Raw genomic sequence first — 15,521 nt, 5'->3', positions numbered from 1 at the left:
GTCGCGTCACAGCGACGAAACGAGTTGCGCGTTGTCGATTCGCAGTTCCGCGCCGTTCACGAAACGGGATTCGTCGGACGCGAGGAACAGCACGAGATTCGCGACGTCCTGCGGATCGCACATGCGCGCCATCGGATCGTTGCCGATGCCGAGCTCGGCCGGGTCGAGGCCGGGCATCAGCGCCTGCGTCATTGGCGTCCAGATGCCGTCCGGATGGATCGAGTTGCAGCGGATCCGGTAGCCGCTGCGCTTGCAGTGCACGGCCACGCTGCGCGCGAGCGCCGTCACCGCGCCTTTCGAGCCGGTGTATGCGCACATCATGGGCAGGCCGCCGAGCGCGGCGACCGACGACATCATCACGATCGAGCCCGGCGTGTCGTTGCCTTTCATCGCGCCGATCGCGTACTTGCAGCCGAGGAAGTAGCCGTCCGCGTTGGTGCGCATCACGCGGCGCCACGTATCGAGGCTCGTGTCCTCGATCGAGCCGACCGGGCAGATCGCCGCGTTGTTGACGAGCACGTCGAGGCGGCCGAAGCGCTCGAGCGTCGCCGCGATCGCGTGCCGCCAGCCGTCTTCGTCGGCGATGTCGTGGCGCACGAACAGCGCCGCGTCGCCGATCTCGCGCGCGAGCGCGAGGCCCGCGTCCCCGTCGATGTCGGTCAGCACCACGCGCGCGCCTTCGGCGGCGAGCAACAGCGCATCCGCGCGGCCGACGCCGCTTGCCGCGCCGGTGATCAGCGCAACCTTGTTTGCGACTCGATTCATGTCCTGTCGGATTCCTTTGACGTTGAAAGAAGGCGGGCGCTCATGCCGCGCCCGGGGCGCGGCCGGCCTTGACCGCGTCGAGTGCGGCCGCGCCGTAGATCTGCGCGATCGTGTCGTCGACGCGCGGGTTGGTGCGCAGTTCATGGCCGCCGTCGACCGCGAAGCTCTGGCCCGTGACCCAGCCCGATTCGGGGCCCGCGAGATAGCGCACCGCATGCGCGATCGCTTCGGGTTCGCCGAGCGTGCCGAGCGGAATCTGTTCGAGGAAGCTGTCGACGAGCGACTGGTTGGCGAACATCGGTGCGGTCGCTTCCGAGCGCGTGAGGCCCGGGCGTACCGCGTTCACGCGAATCCTGGCGCCGGCCAGTTCCTCGGCCGCGCCGCGCACCAGCGCTTCGAGCGCGGCCTTCGCGGCGCAGTACGCGGACAGCCAGCGGAAATTGATTTGCGCGGCGGTCGACGAGATGCAGACGATCGCGCCGCCGCCACTGTCGGCGAGCCGCGGCGCGGCATGCCGGATCGCAACGAATGCGCTCTGCAGGTTCAGGTCGATTTCGGCGCGGAAGCTCTCGGCGTCGTGCATCAGCAGCGGCCGGAATCCGGCGCCGCCGACCGTCGGCACGACGATGTCGAGACGGCTGTCGAGCGCCCACGCGGTGTCGAGCGCAGCCTGCAGATCGGTTTCGTCGCAAGCATCGCCGGCGTGGACCGCGACGCGGCTGCCGGGAACCGCATCGGTCAGTTGCCGCTGCGTGCGTTCGAGCGCGTCGCGGCGGCGGCCCATCAATACGACGGCTGCGCCGTCGGCGACGAGCGCGTGCGCGCAGGCCGCGCCGATGCCGCCTGCGCCGCCCGTGACGAGCGCGGTGCGGCCGGCGAGGGGGCGTGACGAGTGCATCGTTCAGCCCTCCAGCGGCAGGTCTTGCGACCAGTCGACGTGCAGCGTGCGCGCGGCGAAGCGCCACGCCGCGCCGTCGAACACGCAGCGGTCGCGATAGCGCAGCCCCCAGTCGAGCTTGCGCTTCACGCCGTCGCGCACATAGACGTGGCACGCGACGCTGTACGTCTCGACGTCGGCCTCGCCGCCGTCGAGCGTGACGAGCTGGTTGTGCACGTGATGCTGGGTCGTCTCGTAGCGCTCGATCGCGCTCATGCCGGCGACGATCGCGTCGCGGTCGGCGAAGCGGAAGCCGGGGCCGTCGAGCTGCGCGTCGGCGGTGAAGAGGGCGGCAAGGCGTGGCCAGTCGCGCCGGTCGACGGCTTGCGCGTAACGGCACGCGAGCTCGTACAGCGCGTGGCGGGAATTCGAATCGGTCATGCGGTACTCCGTGGATGAACGGAAAGAGCGGCCGCGCCGCACACACGGACGCGGCGGCATTGCGACGTCGATGCGCAGGTTCGCACCGGACCGGTCGATCCTCATCGTCCATACGGAGCAGGGTGCGGCTCGGGGAAAACACCGGGAACAATGTCCGTGCACCGTTCTATGCTGCGATGCGGCGGCGGCGATCGGGCCTTTGTCGGCGGATGGCGAGCCCGTCCCGACGGCGCCGCCGCCCAGGCCTTTTCCAATCGTCCCGACGATTTCCCGGGCGCGATGTTGCGACGCGCAACGGCTTCGAATGCCCGCCTCGCGTTTGCCCCTAGTCGAAATGGACGATGGCCGCGGGCCCGGCGCTGGCTACCGTGCAGTCATCCGGTGCTGTTGCCACCGAGCCGGATTCGAACCGCGGGAGCGGTCAACCGAAGGGGACGACGATCATGAGACTCACGACTCGCAAGCTGTGCGTATTGGCGATAGGCACGTTCGCCGCGATGGCGATGGCGCGATACGGCGTCGATCGCGTTCCGTCGCCGCCATATGCTGCCGGCATCCTGCAATGCCGCTCGGTCGACCAGAGCGGCCTGCCGACCGGTTGCGTGCCGATCGATCCGTCGCACTTCGGTTTCGCCGCGTTGCGCGGCATGTGAGGCCGGCGCGGCCGTGCGCCGTGTCGGAAGGACCCCGCTGCGACACGGTGCGGCGGCGTGCGGACGGACTGCGCGAAGGCGCATCGCGCATTCGCTGTGCATCGGCCGGATCGCATCGACGATCCGGCCTCCCGTCGATCGACGCCCGGCCGCCGCGCGATATCACGCCGCGGCCCGCATTCGTGCCGCCTCCCGCCCGGATCGGCATCCGCGACGTGGCGACGCTCTTATCCGGGCGCAACGCAGCCAGGCCAGCCGCCATCCCGACCATCGCCTTTCACGCATTCCGTTCACGCCTATCCATGCCCATGTCATCCGAATACTCCCTGACCCGCCCCCTGAACGCCCGCGACGTGCATCGCTGGGACGCAGAACACGACGTCGTGATCGTCGGCTTCGGCTCGGCCGGCGCATGCGCGGCGATCGAAGCCGCGAGCGCCGGCGCCGACACGCTGATCGTCGAACGCGCGTCGAGCTACGGCGGCACGAGCGCGCTGTCCGGCGGCGAGATCTACCTCGGCGGCAGCGGCGGCACGCCGGCGCAGCGCCGGGCGGGCTTCGTCGACGAAACCGAGGACCTGTACCGCTACCTGATGCTCGCCGGCGGCCGCGACGCCGACGAAGCGAAGGTGCGCGCCTATGCGGACGAAAGCCTCGCGCACCACGACTGGCTGGTCGCGCAGGGCCTCACGTACAAGAACACGTTCATCCCCGAGCGGATCGTCGAGCCGGAAACCGACGACTGCCTGATCTGGTCCGGCAGTGAGGAAGCGTGGCCGTTCAGCGACGCCGCGAAACCGTGTCCGCGCGGCCACACGCCGCAATGGCCGGGCTGGGGCGGCGGCCAGATGCTGATGCGCGTGCTGGCCGAGCGCGTGCAGGCGCTCGGCGTCGCGACGCGCTACGACACCCGGGCGCTCGCGCTGATCGTCGACGATACCGGCGCGGTGTGCGGCGTCGTACTGCGCGCATACGGCGAGACGGCATGCGTGCGCGCGCGCCGCGCGGTGATCCTGTGCGCCGGCGGCTTTGCGATGAACCGCGACATGGTGCGCCGGCACGCGCCGCAACTGCTGCGCTCGGACGAACCGATCGGCAGTCCCGGCGACGACGGTTCGGGCATCCTGCTCGGCCAGAGCGCGGGTGGTGCGGCGATCCATATGGACCAGGGCTTCGTCAGCCTGCCGTTCTACGCGCCCGAATCGCTGATTCACGGGATCTTCGTGAACGCGCGCGGCCAGCGTTTCATCAACGAGGACGGCTATCACGGTCGCACGGGCCATCACGCGTTCCATCAGGCCGACGACCGGATCTACCTGCTGGTCGATCAGGCGACCTACCAGGCGCCGCCTGACATCGCCCGGATCGGCATCGCGGCGGCGGGCGAGACCTGGGAGGAAGTCGAACGCGACCTGCAGATGCCGGCCGGCACGCTGACGGCGACTGTCGACGTGTACAACCGCCATGCGGCCGAAGGTGTCGATCCGCTGTTCCACAAGGCGAAGAAATGGCTGAAGCCGCTGATCGAGCCGCCGTTCGTCGCGCTCGATTGCCGGATCGACTATGCGTTCTATCCGCATTTCACGCTGGGCGGGCTCGATACGCTGCCGACCGGGCAGGTGCTCGACGCGACGCGCACGCCGGTGCCGGGCCTCTATGCGGCCGGCCGCACGAGTTGCGGGCTGCCCCGCTGGGGCGCCGGATACAGCTCGGGGCTCTCGCTGGCCGACGCGACGTTCTTCGGCCGGCAGGCCGGCCGCCACGCGGCGCATGCGATGACCGACGCGTTGCGCAGCGCGGCGTAGTTCATCCGGAAAAACACGACGCCCCGGGCAGCTGCGTTGCACCGGGGCGTCGTCGTTCGATGCCGACGTCACGCAGACGTCCGCCGATCATCGCGCCGTCACGCGAGATCGAGCGCGTTGGTCAGGTCGCCCGGCGGCGTTGCATTGCGCGACGCGAACGCCTTGTCGCGCGCGGCGACGCCGTCGAGCGGCGCGAGCCCGTGCACGCGGCTGATGAAGCGCAGGATCGAATTCGTGTCGTACAGCGTGTGATCGACGTGGCCCTTCTTCGCGAACGGCGAGATCACCAGCGCCGGAATCCGCGAGCCGGGGCCCCAGCGATCGCCGACCGGCGGTGCGACGTGATCCCACCAGCCGCCGTTCTCGTCGTGCGTCATCACGATCACGGTGTTCGCCCACTGCGGGCCACGCCGGATGTGCTCGATCACGTTCGCGATGTGACGATCGCCCGATTCGACGTCCGCGTAGCCCGCATGCATGTTCAGGTTGCCCTGCGGCTTGTAGAACGTGACGGCCGGCAGGCGGCCCGCGTCGATGTCGGCGATGAAGTGGTTGGTCGACGGCTCGTCGCCGAGGCCGGCGTCGCGCAGGTGCCGGCGGCGCGCGTCGGTGCCCGGCGCGAAATTCGCGAAGTAGTTGAACGGCTGGTGGTGGTACTGGAAATCGGGCACGGTGCCGGTATCGCGATGGTCGAGCGCGTACTGCCATGCGCCGCTGTACCACGCCCAGTCGACGTTCTTTTCCGACAGGCGATCGCCGATCGTCGCATGAGCCTGCGGCGGGATCACGCGGTGATCCGACGGGTCCGCATACGCGGCGTTGCCCGGGTCGGGCGGCGGCACGTAGCTTGGCTGGTACGGCGGCGCCATTGTGTTGACGCCGTAGCCGTCGGGCGTCAACGGGCCGTCGCTCACGAACTTCGGCGGACCGTCGAGTGCGGATGCCGGCGAATCGGCGGCGAGCGTCAGGCGCGTGCCGGCCGGATCGTCGCCATCGACTTTCGACAGCAGCTTTCCTGCATGCGGTTGCTTGTGCGCATCCGGATAGATCGGCGGTTGCGCGGAAATCAGGAACATGTGGTTGAGCCACGAACCGCCGAAGGCCGCCATGAAGAAGTTGTCACACAGCGTGTATTGCCGCGCGAGATTCCACAGCCGCAACGTGTCGGCCGAATTGCGGTAGTGGCCCATCACGAGACCGCCCGAATCGGCCCACGCGGCGAACTGGTCGTTGCGCCCGCCCGCGATCTGCATCTGGTTCTGATAGAAGCGGTGCCACAGGTCGCGTGTGATCACGCCGTTCGGCAGCGGCTTGCCTTGCGTGTCGGCGAGCCGGAACGGCGCGTTCGGCAACTGGTCGATGTCGCGCTCGGCGATCGCGTAGCGCTTGCCGTCCACTTCCTGCGCCTGCGGCACGAGCCCGCCCCAGATCTTCGGCAGCACCGGCAGCGGCGTCTTGCCGTCGCGATCGAGCTGCTGCGCATGCGCGGGCTGCACGTCGCTCAGCGGATAGCGCACGCCCGGGAAATCGCCGTACAGGTTCGCGAAACTGCGGTTCTCCGCATAGATCACGACGATGTGGCGCACCTGCCGGCGCAGTGCTTCGTCGAGCCGCTGGTCGGCGGCGGAACGCGGCGCGCCGCCCGGCACGGTCTCGCAGCCGCCGAGCGCGACGCCCGCGCCGAGCGCGGCAAGGCCGCCGAGTACGCGGCGGCGGTCGGGATCAACGGGAAGGTCGTCGGGGCGATCGGGGGTGTCGTTCACGTCGTGTGCTCCTCGAATGGGCGGTTGTCGTTCGATGTGCGGCAGCGTCGCACAGCCTGCCGCGACGCGAGACGGGACGCAACAACCGCATGGGCGATTGCGCGACGCTATGCAATTGTCATAAAAATGTCACGAATGCGACTATACCGCGGCCGGCCGTACCGACGAAAGGTGTTTGTCGGACGCTGCGCGACGCGCGCGCGCGAACTAGACTTGAATGAAGGGCGGCGCGTCATGGCGCTGCCCTGGAGAAGGTCGCCCGGCGGCTCGGCCGACGGTGCCGCCGCGGTGTCATTCATGCGACGAAACGAGGCGACGATGGCGCGTATGCATGCGGTGCGCGCCTGGCTGCCGATGCCGTGTGCCGGCCGGGCGCGCGTGCACGCGTCAGCGCGCCGTACGGTGCACGCAGCCGGCCCGAGGCGATGGACAGGAAACTCGACTACGCGGGATTGCTGATCGCGGCAGGCTTCTTCGTGCTGTTCGCCGCGCAGTTGCTGATGCTGCGGCCGGCGTCCACGATGATCGCGTACAGCGACTTCCACCGGCTCGTCGCGGCACGGCTCGTCGACGATCTCGAGATCGGCTCGACGTCGATCTCGGGCACGCTGAAGATGCCGCAGGCCGGCCCGATGCTGCCGGCGTCCGAGGTCGAGGCCGTGAAGTCGGCCGGCACGCCGTGGCGCTTCTCGACCAATCGCGTGACCGACCCGCAACTGATCGATGCACTGACCGCCGCCGGCATCCGTTATCACGGCGCGTCCGACACCGGCTGGATCACGGCGCTCGCGTCGTGGCTGGTGCCGCTCGTCGCGTTCGTGTTCATCTGGAACCTGATGCTGCGCAAGCGCGGCGGGCTGCAGGACTTCACCGGGATGGGCAAGAGCCGCGCACGCGTGTACGTGCAGCAGGAAACCGGCATCACGTTCGACGACATCGCCGGCATCGACGAAGCAAAGGCCGAATTGCAGCAGCTCGTCGCGTTCCTGCGCAACCCCGATCGCTACCAGCGGCTCGGCGGCAAGATCCCGAAGGGCGTGCTCGTCGTCGGCGCGCCGGGTACGGGCAAGACGCTGCTGGCGCGCGCGGTGGCCGGCGAGGCGGCCGTGCCGTTCTTCTCGATCAGCGGCTCCGCGTTCGTCGAGATGTTCGTCGGCGTCGGCGCCGCGCGTGTGCGCGACCTGTTCGAGCAGGCGCAGCAGAAGGCGCCGTGCATCGTGTTCGTAGACGAGCTCGATGCGCTCGGCAAAGTGCGCGGCATCGGCCCGATGTCGGGCAACGACGAGCGCGAGCAGACGCTCAACCAGTTGCTCGTCGAGATGGACGGCTTCCAGGCCGGCTCCGGCGTGATCATCATGGCCGCGACCAACCGGCCGGAAATCCTCGATCCGGCGCTGCTGCGCCCGGGCCGCTTCGATCGTCACATCGCGATCGACCGGCCCGACGTAAACGGCCGCCGCCAGATTCTCGGCGTGCACGTGAAGCGCGTGAAGCTCGCGACCGACATCGATCTTGGCGAGCTCGCGTCGCGTACGCCGGGATTCGTCGGCGCCGATCTCGCGAACGTCGTCAACGAAGCCGCGCTGCATGCGGCCGAACTGGGCAAGCCGGCGATCGGGATGGACGATTTCGACGAGGCGATCGATCGCGCGCTCACCGGCCTCGAGCGCAAGAGCCGCGTGATGAACGCGCAGGAGAAGCTGACGATCGCGTATCACGAAGCCGGTCACGCACTCGTCGCGGAGAGCCGCGCGCATTGCGATCCGGTGAAGAAGGTGTCGATCATTCCGCGCGGCGTGGCGGCGCTCGGCTACACGCAGCAGGTGCCGACCGAGGATCGTTACGTGCTGCGCCGCAGCGAGCTGCTCGATCGCATCGATGCGCTGCTCGGCGGGCGTGTGGCAGAAGAACTCGTGTTCGGCGACGTGTCGACGGGCGCGCAGAACGATCTCGAACGCGCAACCGCGATGGCGCGTCACATGGTGATGCAGTATGGAATGAGCGAGAAGATCGGGCTCGCGACGTTCGACGACGGCGACGGGCGTGCCGGCATGCCGGGCGGATGGCGTGCGGGTGACGGCCGGTGCAGCGAGCATACCGCGCGGATGATAGACGACGAAGTGCACACGCTGTTGACCGACGCGCATGCGCGTGTCGCGGCGACGCTGGGCGAGCGTCGCGATGTGCTGGAGCGGATCGCGCGACGGTTGCTCGAGTGCGAAGTGCTCGAACGCGACGCGCTGCAGGCGTTGATCGATGGACATATCGCACCTTCCGCACCTTCTGCGGCTTCTGTCGATTGCACGCCAGCCACAGGTGCAAATGCGCCGGAACAGGCAACGGCAGTCGAGCGCGATTTCGTCGCGTACGGGACGCCGCGCGAACCCGAACGCTGAAGCACGGATCGCACTCGGCGCGACGCGCGCTCAGTCAGGATCGCGTCACGCCGGTGCTGCGATTCGCATGTGCCGATGTTTCCTTTCCCTTTCTCCTGCGAGTCGCGGAGCCGCCATGAGCGAGGCGCACGTATCGGTCGATATCGCGCAGCACGCGCGTTTCGGTTTCGAAGTCCCGTTTGCCGGGACCGATCTGTCGCCGGTGCTCACCGACCAACCGCCGCCGCTCGGCGAAGAAGGGCGCGGGCCGAACCCGGTCCGGTTGCTCGCGGCGAGCCTGTCGTTCGCGCTGGAAAAACAGCGCGTCGATCTGCAACCGGTCAGCGCGCGTATCGACGTCGGCATGATGCAGAACGATGCGGGGCGCGTGCGCGTCGGTGCGATGGCCGTCACGTTGTCGGTCGGCAAGACGTGGATGCGACGCGTCAGGACTCGGTCGCGGAGGCGACTTCGGCCGCTTCCGCGAGCGCGTCGAGAAAGCGCGTGCGCCACCAGTGCACGTCGGTCTTGCGCACGATCGCCATCAGCGCGTCATGACGCTGGCGCCGCTCCTCGAGCGGCATCGTGAGCGCGCGCTGGATCGCCTGCGCGGTGCCTTGCGTGTCGTACGGATTGACGAGCAGCGCCGGCTTCAGTTGTTCAGCGGCGCCGGCGAAACGCGACAGCACGAGCACGCCCGGGTCGGTTTCGTCCTGCGCCGCGAGAAACTCCTTCGCGACGAGGTTCATCCCGTCGCGCAGCGGCGTGACGAGCGCGACGCGGCTCGCGCGATAGAGGCCCGGCAGGCGCTTGCGCGCCACCGTGCGGTGGATGTAGCGCATCGGCATCCATTCGAGCTCGCCGTAGTCGCCATTGATCGCGCCGCACAGGCTGTCCATCTCGCGGCGCAGATCGTCGTACGCGCCGAGATCCTCGCGGCTCGGCGCGGCGATCTGGATCAGCGTCGCGCGATCGCGATTCTCCGGATACTGCTCGAGCAACTGGCGGAACGCATGCACGCGTTGCGGCAGCCCCTTCGTGTAGTCGAGACGGTCGACGCCGACGAGCAACTGGCGTCGCGAGTATTCGTCGCGCATCCGTTCGAACATGTCGATGCCGTCGCGATTCTCCGCGAGCGCCGCGAACTCGTCGACGTTGATGCCGATCGGAAACGCACCGGCCGACAGCGTGCGGCCGAACGCGCGCAGGCGGCCGTCGGGCAATCGTGCGGCGCCGGCTTCGGCTTCGACGTAGTGCTCGAAGTGCAGCAGGTCCGATTCGGTCTGGAAGCCGACGAGGTCGTACGCGAACAGCGAACGCATCAGCCATTCGTGTTCCGGAATCGCGGCCATGATCGGCGGCGGCGGCATCGGAATGTGCAGGAAGAAGCCGATCGGATTCCGGCAACCCATCGCCCGCAGTTCGGCCGCGAGCGGAATCAGCTGGTAGTCGTGGACCCAGACGGTGTCGTCGGGGCGCAGCAGCGTGCCCAGCTTGCGCGCGAAGAGCTGGTTCACGCGCCGGTAGCCGTCTGCGAAGCGCCGGTCGAACTGCGCGAGGTCGAGCCGGTAGTGGAACACCGGCCACAGCACGTTGTTCGAGTAGCCGAGGTAATACGCGTCGTAATCCTGCGGATCGAGATCGATCGTCGCGAGCTGAATGCCGCCGACGTTCTGGATCTGCACGTCATCGCCGTGCGTGGGACGCTCGCCTTCGCCTCGCAGCCTGCCGCTCCATCCGAACCAGACGCCGCCTGACTCCTGCAGGCTGTCCTTCACGGCGACGGCGAGCCCGCCGGCCGCGGCTTTACGGGGATCTGCGATGCGATTGGATACGACGACGAGTCGGCTCACCGGTTCTCCTGCGATAGTTGGGGAATTCATGCGGCCAGGGCGCGAAGCGGACGCCGCCATCGACGCAGAATGCGCGATGGGGCCGCGATACGATCGGACGGGAGTCAGGGCATGCGATTCGCCGTTCGAACGTGAGGTGCTTTTTAAGCATACTCGTCATTCGGCTGATTTAAAAGTGCATGACCGGGATCAACGGACATGTAAAAGCGATGTGCCAGTCGCTGCATATCGCGCTTTTCGGCCGGGACCGGAAATTGCGCAGTGCTGCAGATGCAGCGTGTGCATAGGGATGCGGACGAAGGAGAAGAGGCGTCGCCGGTGGTGTGAACGATCGTGCTCGCGCACCTGCCGCGTCGAGTGCAATCGCGTCGGCATTGCGTCGATTCGGTCGAATGCGTCGCGCTGATCGACTGCGATGTGCCGGGCGGAAGCGGGGTGAGCGCGGATGCTTGGTCAGCGCATGCAAGGGGAGTGGTTCGTTCGATTCAGTGTTCGCGGTGTTCCGCTTCACTCGCTCGCGTGCAACGACCGCCCACGCGAGCACGATGCGGATGGCGCGGCCGGGCGTCGTTCCGCGTGGCCGCGCCATCGTGTTCGCCGTTACGCGGTAGCGGCCTGCCAGTGCGATGCGTCGCCTGCCGCATGCGCGCGTGCGTGCGCGGACTTCGCGTGTTCGCCGGCCGGCATCCGGAACGCGGATACCGTCTCCGACAGCTCGCGGCCTTGCGCCTCGAGCGATTTCGACGCGGCCGCGGCCTGCTCGACGAGCGCCGCGTTCTGCTGCGTCGTCTCGTCCATCTGCGTGATCGTGAGGTTCACCTGATCGATGCCGCGACTTTGCTCGGCCGACGCGGCGGCGATCTCGCCCATGATGTCGGTCACGCGCGCGACGGCCTGCGTCACGTCCGACATCGTCTTGCCGGCTTCGCCCGCGAGCGCCGAGCCGTCCCGGATCGTCTGCACCGACGCGGTGATCAGCTCCTTGATTTCCTTCGCGGCGGTCGACGAACGTTGCGCGAGACTGCGCACCTCGCTCGCGACGACCGCGAAGCCGCGGCCCTGTTCTCCGGCACGCGCCGCTTCGACGGCCGCGTTCAGCGCGAGGATGTTGGTCTGGAACGCGATGCCTTCGATGATGCCGGTGATGTCGGCGATCTTCGACGAGCTGTGGCCGATTTCCGTCATCGTGTCGACGACGCGGCCGACCACCGCGCTGCCGCGCTGCGCGACATCCGACGCATTCGCGGCGAGCGAGCTCGCCTGCTGCGCGTTCTCGGCGTTCAGGCGCACCGTCGACGTGAATTCCTCCATCGTCGCGGCGGTTTCCTGCAGCGACGCCGCCTGTTCCTCGGTGCGCTGACTCAGGTCGAGGTTACCCGACGCGATCTCGCTGACGGCATGCGCGATGCTGTTCGACGAATCGCGCACGTGACCGACGATGCCGATCAACCGTGCATTCATCGTGTGCAGCGCTTCGAGCAGATCGCGCGTCTCGTCGTTGCCGCTCACGCTGATACGGCTGCCGAGATCGCCGTCGGCCACCGTGCGCGCGACGTCGACGGCCGCGCCGATCGGTGCTGTGATCTTGCGCGTCAACCACAGGCCGCCACCCACCGCGACCGCGATCGCGGCCAGGCAGATCGCCGACAACAGGTTGCGCTCGGCCGTGTAGCGATCGGCGAATGCCTGCGCGATCGCGATTTCACGTTCGTGCGTATAGGTTGCATACGCATCGGTCGCTTGAACAAGTTGCGCGAGCAACGGACGGCAGTGCTCATCGATGTCGACGGTCGCGTCGTCCTTCTTGCCGGCCTGCGCGAGTCCGACGATGTTCAGCGCGACGGGCCCGTAGCTGGTTTCGACGCGCACGATGTCGCCGACCAGCTGGCGCGCGCGATCGGTCGTGTCGGTCGCATTCGCGATCATGTCCTTCAGTTTTGCGAGGTTGTCCTGCACGTCCTTGTGCGCCTGCTGCACTTCGGCCAGTTCGAGCGCGATGTCCGACGGCTTGGTTACGAGCACCAGGTTGCGCGCGGCGATCGCGCGCCGATCCACCGCCGTTCGGATGCGCGCCGACAGGTTCGCGCGCGCGTTGATGCCGTTCATGTACCGGGAAAACTCGGCGTTGGTATCGGACAGCGCCTTGAGCGCCATGCCGGACACGATCACGACGACCGCGGCGAGCAAACCGAAGCCGCCAAGCAGCTTTGCCTTGATGCTTATTCTGGCGATTTTCACGATGTGCCTCTGTGCGAGTGGTTGGCGATGGGGATTTATTGTTCGAGCGGATACAGGCTCGTGCCGTCATTAACGGGAATTCCTGATATTTCTTTACTCGTCGAAAACCCTGATGCCAATTTGTTACTTTGCTGAAAGCCCCGCCCGGCGGGTGTTTTTGACCTCTATCAAAAATATGAAATTACTGGCGGGAGAATCTGTTCATACGCGGAATTCGAGGCGGGTTTTATCGTTTGCATTTAAAGCAAAGGCGTTTAAAGGGGGGCTCCAATAACCCGCATCGGTGATTTATCCGATTCGGATGGCGGCGCCGAATCGGGGCCGAGATGAAGCCGGAGCGGTGCGCGGCAGCGGAACAGGCGATGCCGGTAAACGAAAACCGGCGCCCGGTTTCCCGGGCGCCGGACAGGCCCGCGGCAGGCGCCGCAGGCCTGGGGCGATCAGAACGTCGTGCGCAGGCCGGCCATCACGCTGCGTCCGCCTTCCGGCGCGAAGCCGCGCACGACCGAGGTCGCGTAGCGGATGTCCTGGTTCGTCAGGTTGTCGCCGCGCAGGTACGCGAGCCAGTGCGTCGCGCGCATGCGGAACTTGTACGTCAGCATCACGCCGAGCGACGTGTAGCCGTCCGTCGAGAAGTCGTTCTCGGGCACCCGGTGCTGCGACCACGCATGCGTGACCTGCGCGCGTGCGCCGAACGGGCCGTATCCGTAGTCGGCCGCGAGCGTCGCGCGCAGCGGGGCGATGCGCGGCAGCGGCTGGCCGGTATCGACGTTGCGCGCATGCGTGTAGTCGGCGGTCAGTTCCAGGTCGACCGTGTGGCCGCGCCGCGAGAACGCGCGCCATTTGCCGTCCAGCTCGACGCCGTAGAACTCGGCGCGCACGCCACGATAGATCGCTTCGTTGAGCGCGCCATCGGTGCCGGGTGCGACCGGTTCGCCGTCGTCGTCAACGACGCGGCCCGTGTTGTACTCGGTCAGGTAGTTCGAGAAGCGGTTGTAGAACACGCCGACGCTGCCGCGGTTCGGGCCGCTCGCGTAGCGCAGCGACAGGTCGGTCGACACGGCTTTTTCCTTCGATGCGTTCGGGTTGCCGATCAGGAACTGGCCGGTCGCGTCGTGCGGGCCGTTCGAGTACAGCTCGTAGAAGGTCGGTGCGCGTTCCGTGTATGCGACGTTCGCCGCGACCGACCACACCGGCGTCAGCGAGAACAGCGCGCCGGCCGATACGCTGCCGGCATTGAAGTCGCGCGGCTGCGCTCCCGCGAATTTCTCGACGCCGGCCGGATCGGGGTTGACCGTCACGTGCTCGAAGCGCCCGCCGAGGCTCAGCTTCAGCGCCGAATTGACCTGCCATTCCTCGAGTCCGAACAGCGCGACGCTGCTGGTGCGCGTGGACGGCACGAGCATTTCGTCGCCGAGCGCGGAGAACGTATTCTGGCCGAACTGCACGCCGATTGCGCCTTCGAACGGACCGATCTTGCGGTGCTGCGCCTCGATGCGCGCCTCGTAGCCGCGATTGCGGAAGGTGGTCGCCGTCTCGCCGTTGTCGACCTCCTTGTGTCGGTAGTCGGTGTACGCGAAGTCGAACTTCAGCTTCGTGAACGGCCCGCTCAGGTTGCGCACCTCGGACGCGAACGCGAGGCGTTCCTGACGCATCCGCAGCCGCACGTCGTCCTCGGCGACGGAACCGTAGTTCGATTCGTAGCCGCTGTACGACAGGCCCGCGAAGCCGTCCGTCCACGTGTACGACGCACCGACCGCGCCGCCGTGCACGCGGCCGTCGCTGTTCGGTACGTTGCCGTACGGCTGCGGCGTGTCGGGGCCGTCGATCGCGCGCTGCTCGCTGCTGCGCGCATAGCCGGGAATCCGCAGCTTGCTCGCCTCGCGATCGAACGCGTCGACGTGGAACGCGAAGCCGCCGCTGCCGCCTTCGACCTGCGCTGCGCCTGCGCGAACCGAATTCGCACCGCCGTAGCGCGCGTCGAGCGCACCCGTCACGCCTTCGATCGCTTCGCGCGGAATCCGGTTGTCGATGGTGTTGACGACGCCGCCGACCGCGTTGCCGCCGTACAGCAACGCGGCCGGCCCGCGCACGATCTCGACGCGCTCGATCGACAGCGGATCCTGCGGCACCGCATGGTCGTACGACAGCGACGACGCATCGTAGGCCGCGACGCCGTTCTGCAGCAGCCTGATCCGGTCGCCATCCATTCCGCGGATGATCGGCCGGCCGACCATCGGCCCGTAGGTGGTCGTCGACACGCCAGGCAGGCCGTTGAGCGTTTCGCCGAGCGAGTCGGCCTGGCGACGCGTGAGCGCGTCGCCGGACAGTTGCGTGGTCGGCGCAACCAGTTCGGAGTCGCCGAGCGGGTTCGCGGTCACGAAGATCGGTGCGAGCGTCGTGGCCGCCGGCGGATTCGCCGGGGTGGTCGTATCGGTCTGCGCGTGCGCGACGGCGGCGAAGAGCATCAGCGAAACGGGCGGGAGCGGGCGAAGCGGTAGACGAGGGAGGTCGCGCATGGTCGGTGAAACGATTGGAATCGGATTGAAAACGAGGCATGCGGGCCATCGATGGATACGATATATTGTTGCGTATGCGACGCGCAATAACCCGCTGGAACATGACTCGACGAGGCCCGGCCACCCGGTAGAAACGGCATCCGAGGCGGACGAGCATGCTAAATGATATGTTATATCATTTCAAATTCCAAACGAAACGGAGGTCGTTGTAGGGTTTTTGTCGGATCGACGA

Annotated in this window: 11 protein-coding genes; 3 read left to right on the top strand and 8 right to left on the bottom strand. The window is 67.6% G+C overall.

The window, feature by feature from the left end:
* Positions 1-6: 6 nt before the first annotated feature.
* Genes J7024_RS04615 through J7024_RS04605 form a run of 3 tightly spaced genes read right to left on the bottom strand, consistent with a single transcriptional unit; the run spans position 7 to position 2,083 of the window.
* Positions 7-765: an SDR family oxidoreductase gene (locus J7024_RS04615; RefSeq protein ID WP_124829812.1), complete on the bottom strand. Its 759-nt coding sequence runs from the start codon at positions 763-765 to the stop codon at positions 7-9.
* Positions 766-805: 40 nt separating this feature from the next.
* Positions 806-1,663 (bottom strand): SDR family NAD(P)-dependent oxidoreductase, encoded by an 858-nt coding sequence (locus J7024_RS04610; RefSeq protein WP_124829811.1) that lies wholly within the window; start codon positions 1,661-1,663, stop codon positions 806-808.
* 3 nt (positions 1,664-1,666) lie between these two features.
* Entirely contained in the window at positions 1,667-2,083 is a 417-nt protein-coding gene (locus tag J7024_RS04605; RefSeq protein ID WP_124829810.1) for a nuclear transport factor 2 family protein, read from the bottom strand.
* Between the two features lie 443 nt (positions 2,084-2,526).
* Here J7024_RS04605 and J7024_RS04600 point away from each other — a divergent pair, with 443 nt between their 5' ends.
* Together J7024_RS04600 and J7024_RS04595 are read left to right on the top strand one after the other, a co-directional pair.
* Positions 2,527-2,736, top strand: coding sequence for a hypothetical protein (locus tag J7024_RS04600; RefSeq protein WP_175769937.1), 210 nt, complete (start codon positions 2,527-2,529; stop codon positions 2,734-2,736).
* A 308-nt stretch (positions 2,737-3,044) separates the two neighbouring features.
* Positions 3,045-4,541 (top strand): FAD-dependent oxidoreductase, encoded by a 1,497-nt coding sequence (locus J7024_RS04595; RefSeq protein ID WP_124829847.1) that lies wholly within the window; start codon positions 3,045-3,047, stop codon positions 4,539-4,541.
* A 98-nt stretch (positions 4,542-4,639) separates the two neighbouring features.
* On the opposite strand, the gene J7024_RS04590 is transcribed toward J7024_RS04595, so the two are convergent.
* Positions 4,640-6,304 (bottom strand): acid phosphatase, encoded by a 1,665-nt coding sequence (locus tag J7024_RS04590; protein WP_175750491.1) that lies wholly within the window; start codon positions 6,302-6,304, stop codon positions 4,640-4,642.
* Between the two features lie 425 nt (positions 6,305-6,729).
* Between J7024_RS04590 and ftsH the strand changes: the two genes are divergently transcribed.
* On the top strand, positions 6,730-8,700 hold the full coding sequence (ftsH, locus tag J7024_RS04585) for an ATP-dependent zinc metalloprotease FtsH (protein WP_124829807.1): 1,971 nt from the start codon (positions 6,730-6,732) through the stop codon (positions 8,698-8,700).
* A gap of 34 nt (positions 8,701-8,734) precedes the next feature.
* Here the strand turns inward: ftsH and J7024_RS04580 are convergent, their stop codons facing one another.
* From J7024_RS04580 to J7024_RS04565, 4 genes are all read right to left on the bottom strand, one after another.
* The gene (locus J7024_RS04580) at positions 8,735-9,016 is read right to left on the bottom strand and encodes a hypothetical protein (protein ID WP_175760021.1); all 282 of its coding nucleotides are present in this window, start codon (positions 9,014-9,016) and stop codon (positions 8,735-8,737) included.
* 109 nt (positions 9,017-9,125) lie between these two features.
* Complete coding sequence (gene otsA / locus J7024_RS04575; protein WP_124829806.1) at positions 9,126-10,532, bottom strand: alpha,alpha-trehalose-phosphate synthase (UDP-forming); 1,407 nt, start codon at positions 10,530-10,532, stop codon at positions 9,126-9,128.
* 600 nt (positions 10,533-11,132) lie between these two features.
* Positions 11,133-12,770, bottom strand: coding sequence for a methyl-accepting chemotaxis protein (locus tag J7024_RS04570; protein ID WP_124829805.1), 1,638 nt, complete (start codon positions 12,768-12,770; stop codon positions 11,133-11,135).
* A gap of 440 nt (positions 12,771-13,210) precedes the next feature.
* Positions 13,211-15,238 carry a TonB-dependent receptor gene (locus tag J7024_RS04565; RefSeq protein ID WP_124829804.1) on the bottom strand — a complete coding sequence of 676 codons (2,028 nt, stop codon included), beginning with the start codon at positions 15,236-15,238 and terminating at the stop codon, positions 13,211-13,213.
* Positions 15,239-15,521 lie beyond the last annotated feature (283 nt).

The organism is Burkholderia sp. WTPI3 (genome assembly GCF_021483755.1).
Classification (GTDB): Bacteria; Pseudomonadota; Gammaproteobacteria; order Burkholderiales; family Burkholderiaceae; genus Burkholderia.
Note: the sequence above shows the minus strand (reverse complement) of the source record. Positions and strands in the feature narration are given on the sequence as shown.

What these genes read in the sequence shown, in the direction of transcription:
- J7024_RS04615 (WP_124829812.1), bottom strand. Translation starts at nt 765, where the DNA reads ATGAATCGAGTCGCAAACAAGGTTGCGCTGATCACCGGCGCGGCAAGC.
- J7024_RS04610 (WP_124829811.1), bottom strand. Translation starts at nt 1,663, where the DNA reads ATGCACTCGTCACGCCCCCTCGCCGGCCGCACCGCGCTCGTCACGGGC.
- J7024_RS04605 (WP_124829810.1), bottom strand. Translation starts at nt 2,083, where the DNA reads ATGACCGATTCGAATTCCCGCCACGCGCTGTACGAGCTCGCGTGCCGT.
- J7024_RS04600 (WP_175769937.1), top strand. Translation starts at nt 2,527, where the DNA reads ATGAGACTCACGACTCGCAAGCTGTGCGTATTGGCGATAGGCACGTTC.
- J7024_RS04595 (WP_124829847.1), top strand. Translation starts at nt 3,045, where the DNA reads ATGTCATCCGAATACTCCCTGACCCGCCCCCTGAACGCCCGCGACGTG.
- ftsH (WP_124829807.1), top strand. Translation starts at nt 6,730, where the DNA reads ATGGACAGGAAACTCGACTACGCGGGATTGCTGATCGCGGCAGGCTTC.
- J7024_RS04565 (WP_124829804.1), bottom strand. Translation starts at nt 15,238, where the DNA reads ATGCTCTTCGCCGCCGTCGCGCACGCGCAGACCGATACGACCACCCCG.